This is a genomic window from Enterobacter sp. BIDMC 27, assembly GCF_000534415.1.
In the GTDB taxonomy this organism is placed as follows: domain Bacteria; phylum Pseudomonadota; class Gammaproteobacteria; order Enterobacterales; family Enterobacteriaceae; genus Enterobacter; species Enterobacter hormaechei_C.
In genome coordinates this window covers 3,385,617-3,404,921 of the sequence record NZ_KI973178.1, presented here as the reverse complement: position 1 = coordinate 3,404,921, position 19,305 = coordinate 3,385,617, and the positions used below count along the sequence as shown (strand labels likewise).

20 protein-coding genes are annotated in these 19,305 nt (G+C 54.8%); 7 read left to right on the top strand and 13 right to left on the bottom strand.

Annotated features, from left to right (window positions below; genetic code table 11):
• Nucleotides 1-177: 177 nt before the first annotated feature.
• The 5 genes from pgpB to yciH all read left to right on the top strand — a co-directional run bounded on the left by pgpB (nt 178) and on the right by yciH (nt 3,826).
• Nucleotides 178-945, top strand: a complete 768-nt coding sequence (gene pgpB / locus L463_RS06685) for a phosphatidylglycerophosphatase B (RefSeq protein ID WP_032103383.1) — start codon at nt 178-180, stop codon at nt 943-945.
• 148 nt (nt 946-1,093) lie between these two features.
• The gene (locus tag L463_RS06690) at nt 1,094-1,402 is read left to right on the top strand and encodes a LapA family protein (protein WP_003856817.1); all 309 of its coding nucleotides are present in this window, start codon (nt 1,094-1,096) and stop codon (nt 1,400-1,402) included.
• A gap of 6 nt (nt 1,403-1,408) precedes the next feature.
• Nucleotides 1,409-2,578, top strand: coding sequence for a lipopolysaccharide assembly protein LapB (gene lapB / locus L463_RS06695; protein WP_003856819.1), 1,170 nt, complete (start codon nt 1,409-1,411; stop codon nt 2,576-2,578).
• A 184-nt stretch (nt 2,579-2,762) separates the two neighbouring features.
• Nucleotides 2,763-3,500, top strand: coding sequence for an orotidine-5'-phosphate decarboxylase (pyrF, locus tag L463_RS06700; protein ID WP_032103384.1), 738 nt, complete (start codon nt 2,763-2,765; stop codon nt 3,498-3,500).
• Complete coding sequence (gene yciH, locus L463_RS06705) at nt 3,500-3,826, top strand: stress response translation initiation inhibitor YciH (RefSeq protein ID WP_003856822.1); 327 nt, start codon at nt 3,500-3,502, stop codon at nt 3,824-3,826. The genes pyrF and yciH overlap by 1 nt, the downstream gene beginning before the upstream one ends.
• Nucleotides 3,827-3,930: 104 nt before the next feature.
• Here the strand turns inward: yciH and osmB are convergent, their stop codons facing one another.
• From osmB to L463_RS06720, 3 genes are all read right to left on the bottom strand, one after another.
• Nucleotides 3,931-4,149, bottom strand: coding sequence for an osmotically-inducible lipoprotein OsmB (gene osmB / locus L463_RS06710; protein ID WP_017384212.1), 219 nt, complete (start codon nt 4,147-4,149; stop codon nt 3,931-3,933).
• 262 nt (nt 4,150-4,411) lie between these two features.
• A complete protein-coding gene (locus L463_RS06715; RefSeq protein ID WP_023296713.1) occupies nt 4,412-5,164 on the bottom strand; it encodes a DNA-binding transcriptional regulator YciT in 753 nt (250 codons plus the stop codon).
• A gap of 37 nt (nt 5,165-5,201) precedes the next feature.
• A complete protein-coding gene (locus tag L463_RS06720; protein WP_003856825.1) occupies nt 5,202-5,384 on the bottom strand; it encodes a YciZ family protein in 183 nt (60 codons plus the stop codon).
• Nucleotides 5,385-5,575: 191 nt separating this feature from the next.
• On the opposite strand from L463_RS06720, the gene L463_RS06725 reads away from it, so the two are divergent.
• The gene (locus L463_RS06725; protein ID WP_023296712.1) at nt 5,576-6,445 is read left to right on the top strand and encodes a crotonase/enoyl-CoA hydratase family protein; all 870 of its coding nucleotides are present in this window, start codon (nt 5,576-5,578) and stop codon (nt 6,443-6,445) included.
• On the opposite strand, the gene pdeR is transcribed toward L463_RS06725, so the two are convergent.
• The 5 genes from pdeR to L463_RS06750 form a co-directional block, all read right to left on the bottom strand.
• The gene (gene pdeR, locus L463_RS06730) at nt 6,442-8,433 is read right to left on the bottom strand and encodes a cyclic di-GMP phosphodiesterase (RefSeq protein WP_032103394.1); all 1,992 of its coding nucleotides are present in this window, start codon (nt 8,431-8,433) and stop codon (nt 6,442-6,444) included. The two genes, L463_RS06725 and pdeR, sit on opposite strands and share 4 nt — an antisense overlap.
• Before the next feature lie 204 nt (nt 8,434-8,637).
• The gene (locus L463_RS06735) at nt 8,638-10,572 is read right to left on the bottom strand and encodes an exoribonuclease II (protein ID WP_023296710.1); all 1,935 of its coding nucleotides are present in this window, start codon (nt 10,570-10,572) and stop codon (nt 8,638-8,640) included.
• 88 nt (nt 10,573-10,660) lie between these two features.
• On the bottom strand, nt 10,661-11,647 hold the full coding sequence (locus L463_RS06740) for a CMD domain-containing protein (RefSeq protein ID WP_023296709.1): 987 nt from the start codon (nt 11,645-11,647) through the stop codon (nt 10,661-10,663).
• A gap of 151 nt (nt 11,648-11,798) precedes the next feature.
• Nucleotides 11,799-12,587, bottom strand: coding sequence for an enoyl-ACP reductase FabI (gene fabI / locus L463_RS06745; RefSeq protein WP_003856831.1), 789 nt, complete (start codon nt 12,585-12,587; stop codon nt 11,799-11,801).
• Between the two features lie 267 nt (nt 12,588-12,854).
• Nucleotides 12,855-13,256, bottom strand: coding sequence for a RidA family protein (locus L463_RS06750; protein WP_023296708.1), 402 nt, complete (start codon nt 13,254-13,256; stop codon nt 12,855-12,857).
• A 132-nt stretch (nt 13,257-13,388) separates the two neighbouring features.
• Here L463_RS06750 and L463_RS06755 point away from each other — a divergent pair, with 132 nt between their 5' ends.
• Nucleotides 13,389-13,979 carry a TetR/AcrR family transcriptional regulator gene (locus tag L463_RS06755; RefSeq protein WP_023296707.1) on the top strand — a complete coding sequence of 197 codons (591 nt, stop codon included), beginning with the start codon at nt 13,389-13,391 and terminating at the stop codon, nt 13,977-13,979.
• On the opposite strand, the gene sapF is transcribed toward L463_RS06755, so the two are convergent.
• Genes sapF through sapA form a run of 5 tightly spaced genes read right to left on the bottom strand, consistent with a single transcriptional unit; the run spans nt 13,976 to nt 19,255 of the window.
• The gene (sapF, locus tag L463_RS06760) at nt 13,976-14,782 is read right to left on the bottom strand and encodes a putrescine export ABC transporter ATP-binding protein SapF (protein ID WP_003856838.1); all 807 of its coding nucleotides are present in this window, start codon (nt 14,780-14,782) and stop codon (nt 13,976-13,978) included. The genes L463_RS06755 and sapF overlap by 4 nt on opposite strands.
• A 1-nt stretch (nt 14,783) precedes the next feature.
• Nucleotides 14,784-15,776, bottom strand: a complete 993-nt coding sequence (gene sapD, locus L463_RS06765; RefSeq protein ID WP_003856840.1) for a putrescine export ABC transporter ATP-binding protein SapD — start codon at nt 15,774-15,776, stop codon at nt 14,784-14,786.
• Nucleotides 15,776-16,666 carry a putrescine export ABC transporter permease SapC gene (sapC, locus tag L463_RS06770; RefSeq protein ID WP_003856843.1) on the bottom strand — a complete coding sequence of 297 codons (891 nt, stop codon included), beginning with the start codon at nt 16,664-16,666 and terminating at the stop codon, nt 15,776-15,778. Before sapC ends, sapD begins: the two co-directional genes overlap by 1 nt.
• Nucleotides 16,653-17,618 (bottom strand): putrescine export ABC transporter permease SapB, encoded by a 966-nt coding sequence (gene sapB / locus L463_RS06775; protein ID WP_017383081.1) that lies wholly within the window; start codon nt 17,616-17,618, stop codon nt 16,653-16,655. Before sapB ends, sapC begins: the two co-directional genes overlap by 14 nt.
• A complete protein-coding gene (gene sapA / locus L463_RS06780; RefSeq protein WP_017383082.1) occupies nt 17,615-19,255 on the bottom strand; it encodes an ABC transporter substrate-binding protein SapA in 1,641 nt (546 codons plus the stop codon). The genes sapB and sapA overlap by 4 nt, the downstream gene beginning before the upstream one ends.
• Between the last annotated feature and the right edge of the window lie 50 nt (nt 19,256-19,305).

Sequence of the window (19,305 nt, the reverse complement as noted above, 5' to 3'; positions counted from 1 at the left end):
GACACGTTTCGTGCCGTTGCCCCATTATGCTTTCTGTATCGGACTATTTTGCCACAAGCCCGGCAACTTCACCTAATCACCACCACGCTTTACAAACGTTAAACGCACAATCCGACATATCCACCAGAATGATGAAATTCAGTTATGATTGTGGTGCTTAGTGAAAAAGGAGAGGACATGCTTTCAATTGCCAGACGAACGGCCGCAGGAGCCGCCGTATTGCTCGTTATACCCCTGGTCGTTTGGTTCTCCGGCTGGATATGGCAGCCCGGACAAAACGAGACGTGGCTGAAAGCCTTATACTGGATAACCGAGACGGTCACCCAGCCGTGGGGGATTATTACGCACGTGTTGCTCTGTGGTTGGTTCCTGTGGTGCCTGCGCTTTCGCCTTCGCGCGGCGCTGGTACTGTTCGCTATTCTCGGCGGCGCCATACTTATCGGACAAGGGGTGAAGTCGTGGGTCAAGGATCGCGTGCAGGAACCCCGTCCTTTCGTCGTCTGGCTGGAAAAAACGCATCATGTTCCGGTGGATGAGTTCTACAATTTAAAGCGTAAAGATCGCGGTACGTTGGTAAAGGAGCAGCTTGCAGAACAGCAGGATATCCCGACCTTTTTACGCAAACACTGGCAAAAAGAGACCGGCTTTGCGTTTCCTTCCGGGCATACGATGTTTGCTGCCAGCTGGGCGCTACTTGGCGTGGGACTGCTGTGGCCGCGTCGGCGTACCCTCACGATTGCGATTTTGCTGGTCTGGGCGACAGGCGTAATGGGCAGCCGGATGCTGCTGGGGATGCACTGGCCGCGTGATTTGGTGGTGGCAACACTGATCTCGTGGGTACTGGTGACGCTGGCGACCTGGCTTGCACAACGTTTTTGTGGACCATTGACGCCGCCGCCGGAAGAGAAGGAAGAAATAGCCGAAAGGGAGTCTGGCGGAACCTGAAGGTTGATATTCCGCATTTTGACCATAAATCCATGTAGGGCGCGTTACTTTTTCCATTTCGCGCCCGCCACTAAAATGGTAGCTTATAAGGCTGATTGCAGTGAGTTGAACACGCTTTATACGCTCGAACCACATAACGGGAAGTCATGTGAAATATTTACTCATTTTCTTACTGGTGTTGGCGATTTTTGTCATTTCAGTCACATTGGGCGCGCAAAACGATCAACAGGTAAGTTTTAACTATCTGCTGGCGCAGGGCGAGTACCGGGTGTCGAGCCTGCTGGCGGTGTTATTCGCGGCGGGTTTTGTCATCGGCTGGCTTGTATGCGGCCTGTTCTGGCTTAAGGTTCGTGTTTCTCTTGTTCGCGCTGAACGTAAAATTAAACGACTTGAACATCAACTTACGCCTGCGTCTGACATTCCGGCGAGCTCTGGTGTGCCGGTAGTCAAGGAATAATCGAATATGCTGGAGTTGTTGTTTCTGCTTTTGCCTGTCGCCGCAGCCTATGGCTGGTATATGGGCCGCAGAAGCGCGCAACAAACAAAACAGGATGAAGCAAACCGACTCTCCCGTGACTACGTAGCGGGGGTGAACTTCCTGCTGAGCAATCAGCAGGATAAAGCGGTGGATCTGTTCCTCGACATGCTTAAAGAGGATACCGGCACCGTTGAGGCGCATCTCACCCTGGGAAACCTGTTCCGCTCGCGCGGAGAGGTTGACCGTGCCATTCGTATCCACCAGACCCTGATGGAAAGCGCTTCGTTGACCTATGAGCAACGGTTGCTGGCCGTGCAGCAGCTTGGGCGGGATTACATGGCCGCGGGGCTTTACGATCGCGCCGAGGATATGTTCTCTCAGCTGGTGGATGAGACGGACTTCCGTATCGGTGCGCTTCAGCAGCTTCTGCAAATCTATCAGGCCACCAGCGACTGGCAAAAAGCGATTGATACCGCCGAACGGCTGGTCAAACTCGGTAAAGACAAACAACGCGTCGAAATTGCCCACTTCTATTGCGAGCTGGCTCTCCAGCAGATGGGTAGCGATGACATGGATAAAGCCATGGCATTGTTAAAGAAAGGCGCTGCGGCCGATCGCAACAGCGCGCGCATCTCGATCATGATGGGGCGGGTCTTTATGGCTAACGGTGATTACGCCAAAGCCGTGGAGAGCCTGCTTCGCGTTATCGATCAGGACAAAGAGCTGGTCAGCGAAACGCTGGAAATGCTGCAAACCTGCTATCAGCAGTTAGGTAAGCAGGACGAGTGGGTTGCGTTTCTGCGTCGCTGCGTTGAAGAAAACACCGGTGCCACAGCCGAGCTGATGCTGTCCGACGTCGTTGAAGAGCACGAAGGGAGTGATACCGCCCAGGTATACATTACCCGTCAGTTGCAGCGTCATCCTACCATGCGTGTTTTCCATAAGCTGATGGATTATCACCTTAATGACGCAGAAGAAGGGCGTGCTAAAGAGAGCCTGATGGTGCTGCGAGACATGGTGGGTGAACAGGTGCGAAGCAAACCGCGCTATCGCTGCCAGAAATGCGGCTTCACCGCCTATTCGCTTTACTGGCATTGCCCTTCCTGCCGGGCGTGGTCCACCATTAAGCCAATCCGAGGTCTGGACGGGCAGTGATTTTTTAAAACGCCGCATTTTAGTTACAACATACTAATGCTTGCAGTGATTTCGTCAGCACCGTGCGGTCTGAGGTTCGGCAGGAAAATCATTCGATTCTGTTCATTTACCCCGAGGGCAGGTAGAATGCACGCCGTTTATCTGTTCCGCGCCGCTGCGCGCCCATAGACGAAAAGGGCTGGTCATGACGTCTGTTACATCCTCCACTTCCCGCGTAGTTACCGATTCTCCCGTAGTTGTCGCTCTGGATTACAATAACCGTGACGCCGCACTGGCCTTTGTTGATGGCATTGATCCCCGCGATTGCCGTCTGAAAGTAGGCAAAGAGATGTTTACGCTGTTCGGCCCGTCAATCGTCCGCGATCTGCACCAGCGTGGCTTCGACGTTTTCCTCGACCTGAAATTCCACGATATTCCGAATACCACTGCGCACGCCGTAGCTGCGGCGGCTGAACTGGGCGTGTGGATGGTTAACGTTCATGCATCCGGCGGGGCACGCATGATGACGGCTGCGCGCGAAGCGCTGGTGCCGTTTGGCAATGACGCTCCGCTTCTGATCGCCGTCACCGTGCTGACCAGTATGGATGAATCCGACCTGCGCGATCTGGGTGTGACGTTGTCACCTGCCGAACACGCGGAGCGTCTGGCGCGCCTCACGCAACAGTGTGGTCTCGATGGCGTGGTCTGTTCGGCTCAGGAGGCGGTTCGCTTCAAATCTGTGCTAGGCCGCGACTTTAAACTGGTAACGCCAGGTATCCGTCCGGCAGGCACCGATTCTGGGGATCAGCGACGCATCATGACGCCAGAGCAGGCGCTGAGCGCGGGTGTAGACTATATGGTGATTGGTCGCCCGGTGACGCAATCCGCTCATCCGGCAGAGACCCTGAAAGCGATTAATGCATCACTGAAAAAGGGGGCATAATGCGTGACGCCAACAGTCGTCTGGTCTATTCAACGGATACCGGGCGCATTGAAGAGCCAAAAGAGAAAGCTGAACGTCCAAAAGGCGATGGTATCGTGCGAATTCAGCGCCAGACCAGCGGCAGGAAAGGTAAAGGGGTTTGCCTTGTCACTGGCATTGATCTGGATGATGCAGACCTGGTAAAGCTCGCCGCTGAACTTAAAAAGAAGTGCGGATGCGGTGGGGCAGTAAAAGACGGCATTATTGAGATTCAGGGTGATAAACGGGATTTAATTAAAACGCTGCTGGAAGCCAAAGGAATGAAAGTTAAACTGGCGGGCGGCTAAAATAAATGAGCCACGGACATTGCCGTGGCTCTTTTTTTTACGTGCGTAAGTCAGACCTGAAAATACAAAATATATTATTATACCGGTGAGAGCCGTTATGGTGATTATTTGCCCACCTGGTGACCGATAACACCACCTACGGCAGCACCACCTAATGTACCCAGCGTACTACCATCCGTTAATACTGCACCACCAAGCGCACCAGCACCGGCACCAATCGCGGTGTTACGGTCACGTTTAGACCAGTTAGAGCAAGCGCTCAGGGACATTGCTACAGTGATTGCCAGAACAGCGGCGGCTAATTTTTTGCTGGTAAAGGTCATAATACTTTCTCCTGAATTATGGATTCACGGAAAGGAATGCACTTTAAGTATAGACAATATCCATACTTAAATTCTGTTCCCGTGAAAGCTGGTCGCGCAGGTGTTTCATCATCACGCAGGTGATAGTCACTTCCTGTTATATCGCTAATATTAATTTTACGTGTTTAGAACGGTTTCAACAGGTAAAAACTCTTAAAGGCAGGGTCAGAATACTCTCAGAGAAAGGTTTAAGTGCGCCCATTATTCGGGCGCAGCAGGATAATCAGGCCGTTTTTTTCACGATATCGACAGTCAGGCCGTCTTGTTCTAATTGCTGGCGATATTCATCGCGCAAACGCTCATCCGTAATCACACGGCTGAAGCGTGAAGCCGGACCCATCGTATAAGGGTGTACGGCGCCAAACTTAGAGCTGTCGGTCAGCACTATCGCTTCACACTCTTTGGCGAGCACTGCGTTAACCACGTCTGAACGCATCATGTCGCGACCAGTAAAGCCGGTGTCGGGCTGCCAGCCGTCAATACCAATGAATGCTTTACTGAAGTGAACCTGCTGAACATATTGACGCGTTAATGGCCCCACCATGCTTTCGCTTTTCTTCTGGTAAATGCCGCCCAGCAGTATCACCTCGCACTGAGTTTCCTTCAACAGATGGGCGATATAGCTGCTTACGGTGATGATGGTAACGTCTTTTTGATCGGCGAGCGTGCGCGCCAGAAGGGCATTACTGCTGCCATTTTCAATAAAGACGGTCTCACCGCTATTCACTAAGGATGCAGCAAACTCCGCCAGCTCCCGCTTGAGCGCATAATTGTTCATCATGCGGGTTTCGACGTCGTCGCTGTCCAGTGGAACGGCATATCCGTGTGCACGCCGCAGGTAGCTCTGTTTTTCCAGCAGATTCAGATCCTGACGAATGGTGACTTCAGAAACGCCGGTGGCTTTAGCGAGATCGACCACGCTTACGCGTCCCTGATCGATCACCATCTGCAAAATGATTTGTTGTCGGGAATTCATAGCATCCATTTAAAAGGCAAGGGCGGAAACGACGTGGCTACACTTCCCACGGGGCTTTAGGTTGAGTGGATTCTGGAGCGTTATCAGCGCCGTTCTCAGCCAGCAGTTCAGACTTGAGGATTTCAAGGTTACGGATAGCAGAGTGATAATCGCCTGCGACAAGAATATCCAGCACAGTATCAATACGCTGTGCCACGGCTGTTGCATCAATGTTAGACATAAGCTCACCCTGAAGCGAAAAGTTAATATTATCAATGATGCAGAAAATTGATTCAAAAGAGAAGGTAAAAAATGCAATAACCAAAGTTCATAAATGAAAGTGATAAATTTGGCCCCCGTATGCTGCGGGTTGTAGGGGTGGATTAGTCTAAAACTGCGCGCAACGCGCTTTTTTATAAGAGGAATTCGACTATGACAGTTATCAACCAGACAACCTGCACATTGTTTACTGATGCTGAACGATTCACTCAACTGGCGGCTTATTATGAGGCCGAACGGCGTACGGTGTGGATGATGTTACGTGCCACGCCACGGCCTTGCTTCAATCATGCGCTGATCGAGGAGATCATGAATCTCTCCTGGCTGGTTCGACAGTCCGGATTTATCGTTGATTTTTGGGTCACCGGATCGCTGGTCCCCGACATCTACAATACCGGCGGTGATTTACAGTTCTTCGTTGAGTGCATCAAAAACAACCGACGCGAAGCGTTACGCGCCTATGCCCGGGCCTGTGTGGACTGCGTTCATGCCGCCTCGCGAGGGTTTGATACCGGAGCTGTCACGCTGGCTATGGTGGAAGGAAGCGCGTTAGGGGGCGGGTTTGAAGCCGCGCTGGCGCATCATTTCATTCTGGCCCAGCGCGATGCCCGATTAGGCTTTCCGGAAATCGCGTTCAATCTGTTCCCGGGCATGGGCGGCTATTCACTGGTGGCGCGTCGTGCCGGCATGAAAATGGCGGAGGCGCTGATCTACAAAGGTGAGACGCATACGGCGGAATGGTATGAGCAGCATGGTCTTGTGGATCTCTTATTCGAGCCGTTACAGAGCTATGTTTCGGTGCGGACGTTTATCGACACGCTACAGCCGAAGCTCAACGGCGTAAGGGCCATGCTGCGTGCACGTACGCGCGTGCTGCCACTTCCGCGAAGCGAGCTGATGGACATTACCGAGGATTGGGTTGATGCCGCCTTCTGCCTTGAACCGAAGGATATCGCCTACATGGAGCGGCTGGTTATGCTGCAAAATCGCCATCAGGCGACGGGCTTACGCAAAGCCAGCTAACGGACATTTCTGGCCTGATAGCGCTTTAGCCATCGCTCGAATGCGGCAGCGGGCATGGGCTTAGCAAAAAGATAACCCTGCCGTTCGTTGACGCCATTCTTCGTCAGAAAGGCGTCTTCTTTTGCACTTTCCACCCCTTCAGCAATGACCTGCAAATTTAACGCCTGCGCCACGGCGACTATCGCACGCACCAGCGACTGTGAAATGGACTGCTTATGGATGTCCCGCACGAAAGCCTGGTCAAGCTTAATGGCATCGATAGGGAAGCGCGCCAGCTGCGACAGGGAAGAGTACCCCGTACCAAAGTCATCCAGGTGAATTTGCGCTCCCAGGCGGCTAAATTGCTGGATCACTGACAGGGCCAGCTCTTCATTTTCAATGAGACAGCTTTCGGTCAATTCCACGTCAATCGGGCAGTATTCAAAACTCAGGTCTTTCAGCGCCTGCTTCAGGTCGCTGAAGATGGTCTGGTCCGCCAGCTGACGGGCGGAGACGTTGACCGCGACGCGAAGGTTGATCCCCTTGTCGCGCCATTTTGCCACCTGGCGCACCACATCAAGCATAACCCAGCGGCCCAGGGGCACAATCAGCCCTGACTCCTCAGCATAGGAGATAAACTCCATCGGCGGGATCAGGCCACGCTCTGGCGACTGCCAGCGCACCAGCGCCTCCAGACTTCTGACTTCGCCGCGCCAGGTTATTTTGGGCTGGTAGTGGATTAACAGCTGATCGTTATCCAGAGCTTTACGCAGGTTGGTATCCAGCCACAGGTATTCAAATACGCGCTGGTTCATCTCTGGCGAGAAGACGCAGAATTTGCCCCGGCCATTTTCTTTGGCGGTGTACATGGCGGTGTCGGCATTACGAATGACGCTTTCGCGATCGTTACCGTGCTGGGGCGCAAGCGCGATGCCCAGCGAGCAGCCGGTGTAAACCTCTATCAGCCCGATGCGGAAAGGCTGACGAAGTCGGGTCAGTATGCGCGATGCCATGGCTTCCAGCGCGCCCTGCGAGGTATCGGTGGCCAGCACGATAAACTCATCCCCACCCAGGCGCGCCAGGGTTTGTCCTTCGTCCAGGCAGCTCAGGATCGCCAGCGCAACGGCCTGTAGCAGCTGGTCGCCAAACATATGCCCATAGGCATCATTCACTTTTTTAAAATTATCCAGATCGAGATAAACCACGCCTACCTGGGTGTCACCCCTAGCGGTGATGGCATCAGAGATCAGCTCATGGATGGCGTTTCGGTTAGGCAAACCGGTAATCGTATCCGTATTGGCGAGTACGCGCAGGCGCTCCTGGGCCCGACGCTCTTCGGTTATATCGGTACCTGAACAGATGAGGAAGATTTCATTTTTCCCGCTGCCGCTGTGAACAAATTTATTTCTGAAGAGAAACAGGCGCTGCCCTTTGCGGGTCTTGATCCAGCGTTCAACTTCGTACGAGCTGCCGTTACGAAAAAAACCGGTGATGTTGCGTTTGGAGGCCGCGGCTTCGCTACGACTCATAAACAGTTTGAACACGTTTTGCCCGATAACTTCCTGTTCCTTCAGGCCCGTATATTCTTCACTTAAACGGTTGAAGCGCTGAATATTCCCGTTCTGGTCGAGGATCACAATCACGGAGTTAGCCTCGGACACTACCTGTTCGGCGAAGGAGAGCCCCTGCGCCAGGTCCCGCGCCACGGAAGGAGTATCGTTCCAGGCTGATGCCGTTCCTGCCCACTCATTTTTGTTAATTTTACGGCCGACAAGATGAACGGGAACGTCCACACCGTACAAGGGCAGGGTCATGGCAATGCTGGAGGTTATCACGGTGAGCTGGCGGATCAGCGCGGCCTGCTCATCATCCAGCGCCACCACCTGAATGATGTCAGCGCTTTCACTGGCAGCAAGATGCAGAGCATTGCTGTCTGCTGTCAGTCGCCACCAGGGGCTATGCGTACCCATGTAACGAAACAGCAAATTCTGCTCCAGATCGTCCATCACGTTTTCTCCCGCGGCTGCTGAGTAGCGCACAAATTATTCATTTGCAGTCGACAATGACGGCTCTCTTTTACTGTAGATAATTCTGGCGAAATGTGGCGATGGGAAACAGAAAAGTGTGAGAAAAAACGATGATTTTGCGGGAGATAATTCAGGAGAGAACTCCCGGCCACCCCTTAACGGAACGGCCGGAAGTTTACGCGGTTATCAGGCGGCAGGGCGCGCGATAATACTGCGGGTTTCCATGCGCACTTCAGCGATGGTGACATCAATCACGTCAGTGACCTTGTAAACCGTTTCGCCTTTAATTTGCACGGTCCCGTTTTCCTGGCTACAAACCAGTTCGTCGCGAACGGCATGCAGGAACGGGGCAGGAATAAAGGCAACGGCGCCATTATCCACCAGACGAACGCGCATACCGCCGCGGCTGATGTCAATGATTTCCGCCAGGAAACGGGTGTCAGTCCCTGCCTTATCATTCAGGAAGCGCGCGTACAACCAGTCGCCGACATCACGCTCCGCCATACGGTTGAGACGGCGACGTTCTGCCATCTGCAATGTCGTATCATCCTGTGGGCGGGCAACAGATTCCCCTTTGATGATCGCTTTCAGCAGACGATGGTTAACCATATCGCCGTACTTACGGATCGGGGAGGTCCAGGTCGCGTAAGCCTCAAGGCCAAGGCCGAAGTGCGGGCCTGGCTCGGTGCTGATTTCCGCAAAGGACTGGAAGCGGCGAATACGGCTGTCGAGGAACCCTGACGGCTGCGCGTCCAGCTCGCGGCGCAGTTTGCAGAAACCTTGCAGGGTCAGCACTTCCTCAGGATCGACGTGTACGTCATGGGTTTTCAGCAGGGCAGCCAGCGCTTCGGTGTTCGCTGGATCAAACCCGGTGTGCACGTTGTAAATGCCAAAGCCTAATTTGTCGCGCAGCACGCGGGCGGCACAAATGTTGGCGGATATCATCGCTTCTTCAACGATGCGGTTGGCAATACGGCGCGGCTCAGCGACAATATTCAGCACTTCACCTTTTTCACCCAGCACAAAACGGTAGTCCGGACGATCTTTGAAGACCAGCGCGTGAGTTTGACGCCATTCGCTGCGGCTCAGGCAGACGCGGTGCAGCAGACGAATTTGTGCGGCAATGTTGTCGGACTCGGGTTTCCAGCTGCCCGTGTTCTCCAGCCAGTCGGACACGTCGTCATAGGCCAGCTTGGCTTTGGATTCGATGGTGGCGGCGAAGAATTCAATATCTTCTTCAATGGTACCGTCAGCCGCAATGGTCATCCGACAGGCCAGCACTGGACGTACTTTGTGCGCACGCAGCGAGCAAAGATCGTCGGAGAGTTCACGCGGCAGCATCGGAATGTTAAAGCCCGGCAGGTAGTTGGTGAACGAGCGCACTTTGGCCATCTCGTCCAGCTTGCTGCCTTCGACAATCCATGCGGTAGGGTCGGCAATGGCGACGGTCAGATGCAGTTTGCCATCGGCTGTCTCTTCGGCATACAGCGCATCGTCCATATCCTCGGTGCTGGCGCTGTCGATGGTGACAAAGTCCAGCGCCGTCAGATCGCGACGTTCCAGACCTTCGTCCTGCATTTCAGTCGCCACGCCCTCAGGCGCTTCTTTTTCGAGGTTGTGGCGCGCCAGCGTCACCCACCATGGGACGAAATGGTCGTCGCCGAAGGTAATGTATTGGGTAAGCTCGGCGTAGAAACCGCGATCGCCTTTTAAAGGATGACGGCGCATCTCAGCAACCGCCCAGTCACCCTCAACAAAATCATGCTCAACGCCACGCGCGGCGCGGCACGGAATAGCATCTTTCAGGAGAGGATGGTCCGGCACGACAGAAAGACGATCGTCTTTTTTATGCACTTTCCCGACAAAGCGGGTCAGGAAAGGTTCGATCAGTGCTTCCGGCTCGGCAGACTCTCGTTCCTTTTCGGTATGAATAACGGCCGAAATGCGGTCGCCATGCATCACTTTCTTCATCTGAGGAGGCGGAATGAAGTAGCTCTTCTGCCCGTCAACTTCAAGAAAGCCAAAGCCCTTTTCCGTGGCTTTTACTACCCCTTCTGCACGCGGCGTCTGGGAATGCAGTTGCTGTTTAAGCTGCGCTAGCAGCGGGTTGTCCTGAAACATAATGTTCTATTTTCGTAGCCATTGAGCGGCTGACAGTTTTACGCGAATCTCACTGCTACAGCAAGCGCTCTTTAGGTAAAGAGTATGGTTATTCCTCTTTGCCGAGCGCCACGCGCAGACGGTCCAGCCAGCCATAAAATGCATCTCGGGTAAGCAGGTTGATGGCCTTCTCTGGCGAGAGACCTGACCCGGTCAGGGGCGTTAACTGGGCGGCGCTAAAGCGATCCGGAGAGGCGACAAGCAGCGCACGAGCGGCTGAGAGCATCGAAGACGCGGGGCCTTCACTTCGCGGATGGTTAAGCAGAATTTCGCCCGTCAGATCAAGCAGCATCGGCTCATGACACAGCACAGGAGTAAGCGCTTCAAGCGCCGGTTCCGCCTGCCAGCGTGAGAGCGCCTCAAGCTGAAGCGCACTGGCATATTTTAGCTCAACCGCGGGTAGCGTGGCGGTCCATCTGCTGAAGCTGACCGGCAGCGTATGGGGCTGAATGTGATGCCCGGGCAGCCAGCGTACCGGATGGCCAAGCAATGCCTGAAATACCGCGACCACTCGCGCCTGAAAACCGACAAAGCCGATGATCTGGTTGATAAGCACAATGTCATACGTTGTGAGTCCAACCTCATCAAGCTGGTTTTGGGCTTTATCATCGATGACATCGGGTGAGCTGGTTAACTGGCGGGCATACTGGGTAATTTCTGCAAGGCGTCGATTGCTTTCCCGGGAGGAGTCCGGCCCCGGAAGAGGGGCGAGCAGAGCAGCGTAGTGGTTACAGAGCCGCTGAACGCCACACGCCTGGGCAACCGTTAATGCCGTGCTCAGCCTGTCGTAGGCGCTGAGCGTATGCAGACGGTTCACGGGAGTATCAAGCGGGAACAAAAGATGACACAAGGTTCGGGCAGGCGTAAGCCAACCAGCACAGCTTGCGAGAATGTCATCGGGCAGGGCTAAATCGAGCAAAAAACGGTCGTCGACGTTAGCGGCTTCGGGCACCAGCGGCAGAACGTCCGTCTGCGAATGATTCGACTGGGTTTCATGATACCAGTGGCCTTTGCCGGAAAAACGGCGTTGTTCCATGGGCGTTCCTTGATCTCAAAATGGCGATCAATATCCTGGCGTAAGGCGGGTGAGGGGAAAAATATTGTTAGGTGATAACAAATAGCAGAACGGAATAACGAGGGGCGGGGCGGGGGAAACTCTCTTCCCTGACGGGAAGAGAGTGACAAGCTTATTTAATTTCCAGCTCGTTCATTGCAGCGATGTTGAAGCCGCCGTCAACGTGAACCACTTCGCCGGAGATACCTGCGGAAAGGTCAGAGCACAGGAATGCCGCAGAGTTACCCACATCTTCGATAGTAACGGTACGACGAATCGGGGTAACCGCTTCGCAGTGTGCCAGCATTTTACGGAAATCTTTGATACCGGAAGCGGCCAGGGTACGGATTGGACCCGCAGAAATAGCGTTAACACGCACGCCTTCAGGACCCATCGCGTTCGCCATGTAGCGCACGTTGGCTTCCAGAGACGCTTTCGCCAGACCCATAACGTTGTAGTTAGGGATAGCACGTTCTGCGCCGAGGTAGGACAGAGTCAACAGGGCTGCGCCCGGGTTCAGCATCGCGCGGCAGGATTTTGCCATTGCAACGAAGCTGTAGGAGCTGATGTCGTGGGCGATTTTGAAGCCATCACGGGTAACCGCGTTCACGTAGTCGCCGTCCAGCTGGTCGCCAGGAGCGAAGCCGATGGAGTGAACAAAACCGTCGAATTTCGGCCATGCTTTTGCCAGTTCAGCAAACATGCCATCAATGCTTTCGTCTTGTGCAACGTCACATTCCAGAACAATGCTGGAACCCAGCTGCGCGGCAAATTCTTCAACACGGCCTTTCAGCTTGTCGTTCTGGTAGGTGAACGCCAGCTCAGCGCCTTCGCGATGCATTGCCTGTGCGATGCCGTATGCGATAGACAGTTTGCTGGCAACGCCAGTCACCAGAATGCGCTTACCGGAAAGAAAACCCATAGCTTTAATCCTTATATTCATTGCTTATTTTGCCTTGTAATTCATAGCGTTACAGGCAGTATTTCAAAATCATTCGAAATTAGCTCGAAATTATAGCCCACTCACAGCCCCGTGTCACGATATTTCTCGCTCCTGCGCCGTGAATGGGCTCACGGAAGAGGTCGAACTGTCTCTTCATCAGGCTGTTTCGTGTGTATCCCAGCAGTATATCACCGCACGCAGGGTTCGCCTCATCCAACCAGAGACTGCCCGGAGCACAGCCGGATCTTAATTCGCTGACGAGGGGATTCTGGCGATAACCTTAATTTCGAAATCAAAACCCGCAAGCCAGTTAACGCCTATTGCTGTCCAGTTTGGGTAAGGAGCGTGGGGAAATGCCAGTTTTTTCGCCTCCATGATAACGGGGAACTGGTTTTCAGGATCGGTATGAAACGTCGTGACATCAATCAGATCGTCAAAAGTACATCCCGCGGCTGCCAGGATCGCCCGTAAATTATCGAACGCCAGCTGCACCTGAGCGGGGAAGTCGGGTTCAGGTGTGCCATCGCTGCGGCTGCCAACCTGACCGGAAACAAATAACAGATCGCCAGAGCGAATTGCAGCTGAATAGCCATGCTCTTCATAGAGGGCATGTCGGTTAGCCGGGAAGACGGGATCACGTGAAGGCATGGCTTTTCCTTTTCTGTCAGAGGTATTGTTGTGCTTACGCGGTAGAAGTAACATACGCGACGTATGTGAAAAATGTAATTCACATACGTCGCGTATGTCAAATTATAGTTATCGCTTAATTAAGGAAGTCCCATGGCTACAAAACGTCGCGCTGAAACGGCCCAGGAAAATCGCGAGAAAATGATTCAGGCGGCGCGAAAGGCATTTGCTGAAAAAGGCTATGCCGCAGCGTCAATGGATGAACTCACGGCAAGCGTGGGGTTAACACGCGGCGCGCTATATCATAATTTCAACGACAAGAAGGGATTACTGGCGGCGGTGGTCGCGCAGATAGACAGCGAAATGGCAGCAAACGCAAAAGCGATTGCCGCCGCCGCCGAAGATGACTGGGAGCGACTGCTGGCGGAGGGCATCGCCTATATCAAAATGGCGCTCGTTCCGGAAGTTCAGCGTATCGTCCTCCTTGACGGCCCGGCTGTTCTGGGCGACCCGGCGCAATGGCCCAGCCAGAACAGCTGCCTTGAGTCGACCCGTCAGACCATCGAAAAAATGATGGAGTGCAACGTAATCAAAAAGATGGATGCCAGAGTCGCAGCCCATCTGCTGAATGGCGCTGCTCTGAATGCGGCTCTGCTGATTGCCGCGAGTGAAGAACCGCAGAAGACCCTCCCGCATGCCATAGAGGTGTTTACTCTGCTGGCAAGCGGGTTACGCAGCGGCTAACGATCTTTACGCCACGCGTCCGCCGTCAACGCTTCACCAAAGTGGCCGGCAATCAGGCGTTTTGTCAGATCGTGGAGCGGGGAGGCCAGCACGTCAGCGGTACTGCCGCGCTCAACAACTTCTCCCTGGTGCATTACCAGCACCTGATCGCTGATGTGCTTCATCATGCCCAGGTGCTGAGTCACGTAGATATACGAGATCCCCTGTTTTTCCTGTAACTCCAGCATCAGGTTAATGAGCTGCGAACGCATCGACATATCCAGCGACGCCAGCGCTTCGTCGGCGATGATGACCTTCGGGCGCAGGATCAGCGCGCGGGCCAGACCGAGACGCTGTTTTTGGCCCGGGGCCAGCATGTGCGGGTAATAGCTGACATGGTCGGGCAGGAGGCCTACCAGACGCAGGGTTTCGACAATCCGTTTGCGACGCGCTTCCGGCTCCAGGTCGGTATTCAACCGCAGCGGGAAATCCAGGATCTGGGAAATACGCTGACGCGGGTTCAGGGACGTCGACGGATCCTGAAAAATCATCCGGATGCGCTGACTGCGAAAAGAGTAGTCCCCAAATTCCAGAGGATGATCGTCAATCAGTATTTCACCGCCGCTCGGCTCGACCATACCCGCGAGCATTTTTGCCAGGGTCGATTTGCCCGAGCCGTTTTCACCGATAATCGCCAGCGTCTGCTTTTCGCGCAGCGTAAAGCTCAGCGGTTTAACAGCCTCGACGGTCTGACGGTGAAACAGGCCGGTGCGATAGCGAAAGGTCTTACTCAGGTTACGTACTTCCAGTAAGGTTTCAACCATTTCACTCTCTCTCCATGTTCAGCGGGAAATGACAGGCAAACAGATGATTTTTCGGCCCTGTCAGGCGCGGTGTTTCGATGCATTTGCGCTGAGCATACGGGCAACGCGGACCCAGACGGCAGCCAATGGGCAGCGATTCCAGCAGCGGTATCGCGCCAGGCAGCGTATTCAGACGGCTTTTGTGCGGCATCGCGCTGCCAAAGTCCGGGATCGCCCTGATCAGCGCCTGCGTGTAGGGATGATGCGGCGTCGTCACCAGGTCTTCGCTTGGCGCGGTTTCTACCGTCTGGCCGCAATACATTACGTCAATTTTATCCGCCCACTTGCTCAGCATTTGCAGGTCGTGGCTGATCAACAAAATGGTGGTGTTGTTATTCTGGTTCAGACGCGTGAGCAGGCGGAAAATCTGGGCCTGGGTGGTTGGCTCCATCGCGTTCGTTGGTTCGTCCGCAATCAGCAGACGCGGCTGATTCGCCAGGGCGATGGCAATCATCACTTTCTGGCATTCACCGTCGGTCAGTTCGTAGGGGAAACTGCGCATCGCGTCTTTATGGTCTTTGATCCCGACACGGTGCAACAGCTCAATGGCACGGCGTTTACGCCAGCCGAAACGCTGCCACCAGCGGCCTTTATAGGTCCACCCGGGGATGTTCTGCATCAGCTGTTTCCCGACGCGCTCGGACGGATCGAGACAGGATTGCGGCTCCTGGAAAATCATCGAGACGTTATGGCCCACCAGTTTACGGCGTTCGCGCGGGGAGAGACGCAACAAATCGATGTCGTCGAAGCGCATACGATCGGCGGTCACCCGCCAGTTGTCCTTCGCCACGCCGCAAATGGCCTTGGCGATCAGACTTTTCCCCGAACCCGATTCGCCCACCAGCCCGCGGATTTCGCCCTCTGCGAGCGTAATACTGATGCGATCCACGGCCTTGACCCAGCCTTCGCCCGTTTTAATTTCGATCGTGAGGTTGCGGATATCGAGTAACGGCATTATTGCACCCCCGCATTGATTGCGCGGCGGATCCCGTCGCCCAGCAGGTTAACGAGCAGCACGCTCACCATGATGGCCGCGCCCGGCAGCATGACCGTCCACGGCGCAACGTAAATCAGCTCCAGCGCATCGCCAAGCATGGCGCCCCATTCCGGGGAGGGGAGCTGCGCGCCAAGGTCCAGGAAGCCCAGCGCTGCGATATCCAGAATCGCCATCGACAGGGCGCGGGTGATCTCCGTCACCAGCCCGGCGGCAATGTTAGGCAGCACGGCAAACCACAAAATATTAAACGTGGTGGCGCCATCCAAACGGGCGGCGACGACATACTCTTTCTCCAGTTCGTCGTGAACCAGGCTGTAAACCGAGCGCACCATGCGCGGCAGAATGGCCAGCCAGACGGCGAACATCGCATGGGTGAGGTGCGGCCCCGCGAAGGCCACGACGATAATCGCCAGCAACAGCGAAGGAATAGAGAGCAGGGTATCAAGAATATGGTTAAGCACAGCCGACCGCAGCCCGTGGGTTGAGCCGGCAAAAATGCCCAGCGCCAGGCCGCAGATTGCGGCAGCCAGGGTGACCACGAACGCGCCGCCTACCGTCGGTGCGGCGCCGCTCAGCAAACGACTTAGCACGTCGCGTCCGAGATCGTCAGTCCCCAGGAAGAACGAAACCTCCCCGTAGCGCGACCACGACGGCGGTAAAAGCTGATAGCCAAGGAACTGCTGATCGATGCCATACGGCGCAAACCACGAACCCAAAACGCACAGCAACACGAGGCCAATGCAGCCGTAAAAGCCGATCATCGCCGTGGTGTCGCCGTAAAAATTACGCCACACGGTGCGTAGCGCACCGGGCGTGCGCTTTTCGCTGTAGACGTTATCGTAAGGCATACCATTCCTTATGCTTCAATGGGTTGGCCATGGCACCCAAAATATCGGAAATAACGTTAACAATAATGACCAGCGAGCCAATCACCATCACGCCGGCGGAGATCGCCGCATAATCCTGCTGGCGAATGGCATTGATCATCCAGCGCCCAAGGCCCGGCCAGCTGAAAACCATCTCGGTGATCATCGCCAGCGTCAGCATGGTTGAGAATTGCAGCCCAAGACGTGGGATTACGGGGGGCAACGCATTGTGCAGCACATGGCGACGTAAAATCGTCAGGCGAGACAGTCCGCGCGTGGCGGCGGCTTTCACATAGTTTTGATCGAAGACGTCGATAGTGCTGATGCGCATCAGGCGGATCACCTCGGTCGTCGGCGCGACGGCCAGCGTAAGCACCGGCAGCACCATGTGGCGCAGCGCACTCACGATCATTTCGTCGCGCCAGACTGAATCAGAAAGCCAGGCGTCAACGATGGCGAAGCCGCTAACCGTTTGCACGTTATACAGCAGGTCAAAACGGCCAGATACCGGCAGCCAGCCTAACGTCAGTGAGAAGAAGAGGGTAAGCAGCAGCGCCAGCCAGAAAACAGGGATGGAAAAGCCAATTAAGGCAAGCGCGCTAATAAATTTATCCTGCCATTTATTACGATAAATTCCCGCCAGCATTCCCACCGGGATCCCCACCATGAGGGCAAAGCCAAAGGCGAGTATACACAGCTCCATGGTGGCCGGGAAAACCACTTTCAGCTGTTCGGAGATGAGCTGTCCGTTGATGCTGGACACGCCAAAATCCCAGTGCAGCAGGCCATTAAACCAGAACAGCCAGGCGTCCCAGAGAGATGAGCCCTGAAGCGGGGCGTGCGGCGTAAAGTAGCTCAGGCTAAAGCCGACAAAGGTCAGGAAGAACAGGGTCACCAGCAGTAACAGTAGCCGACGCAAGGTAAATATAATCATGGTTTCTTCACCTCTTGTTCTTTCTCACGGGTCACGCCCGCGAAGGAGGCGTTACCAAACGGGCTGAGTACCAGCCCTTTAATATCGTAACGGTAGGCCTGGAGGCGCAGGGAAGAGGCAAGCGGCAACACGGGAAGTTCTCTGGCCAGAATATTTTGCGCTTCATCGTAGGCCTCAATGCGTGAGGCAAGCTGTTGAGACGCCAGCGCTTTTTGCAGCACGGCATCAAATTCCCGGTTACACCAGTGGGCGTAGTTGGTCTGGGAGTTGATTGCCGCACAGCTCAGCAGCGGACGGAAGAAGCTGTCCGGGTCGTTACTGTCGGTGGACCAGCCAGCCAGCGTTAAGTCGTGATTCATGTCCATCAGACGCGCCTCCTGGAAACGGCCTTCGACAGGCACGATGATCACCTTAACGCCCACCTGCGCCATATCAGCCTGCAACAGCTCAGCCGTTTTCAGCGGGCTGGGGTTCCACGCCTGAGAGCTGGTGGGCACCCACAGCTGTAGCGTCAGGTTTTCTGCCCCCAGCGCTTTAAGCTGTTCGCGCGCTTTCGCCGGATTATATTCCGTAATCTTCGCCTCGCCGTCATAGGCCCAGGAGGCGCGCGGAAGAATAGAGGCGGCGGTTTCCGCGGTACCGTAGTAAATCGACTGCATCAGACGCTGGTTGTTGATCGCTAACGCCAGCGCATGGCGCACGGCCGGATTATTTAGCGGCGGCTTATCGGTGTTAAACGCCAGATAAGCGATGTTCATGCCCGGGCGCAGGGTCAGGCGCAGGCGTGGGTCGTCGCGCAAAATGGTCAACTGGCTGGCCGCAGGCCAGGCAAGCACGTCGCACTCGCCGGTCAGCAGTTTGGAGAGTCGGCCTGTTCCACCTGAACCCAGATCAACAATAACCTGCGGCATCAGCGGCTTGCCGCGCCAGAAACGATCGTGGCGTTGCAGGCGAATGTATTGTCCGGCGCGGTACTCTGCTAACTGGAACGGACCGGTGCCTACAGGCTCACGATCGAGACGTTCCTGACGATCCTTTTTCGTCAGCTGATCCGCGTATTCGGCTGACATGACCGAGGCGTAGTGCGTCGCCAGATGCCAGAGGAAGGAGGCATCCGGGCGATTCAGACGAAACTCAACCGTACGGTTATCCAGTTTGCGAACGCTTTTGACCGAGTCCGCGAATTGCAGACTGTCGAAATAGGGGAAGTTCCCGCCATTAACGTTATGCCACGGATGATTGCGGTTGAATATGCGCTGGAAGGTGAAAACCACGTCATCCGCGTTGAGCTTACGGGTTGGGGTAAACCACGGGGTGTGCTGAAATGCGACATCATCGCGTAGACGAAAGCGGTATGTGGCACCGTTATCAAGCACTTCCCAACTTTCAGCAAGCTCCGGAACCAGCCGATAGGTATAAGGATCGACGTCGAGCAGGCGATCGTAGAGCTGTGCGGCCAGCGTATCGACAATCAGGCCGCTCCCCGCTTTTTGCGGATTAAAAATATCAACTTGCCCGCTGACGCAGTAGACGAAACCACTATCACGGATATCAGGAGGCACAGCGCGATCGGGCGCAGCAAAGGCCAGATTGCTGAACAGACCGAGTGCAAACAGGGACGATAAAACCAGGCGCATAGTTTTTAAGGTTTTTAGATTCGATCTGCAAAGTGTATCGCACTTACGCC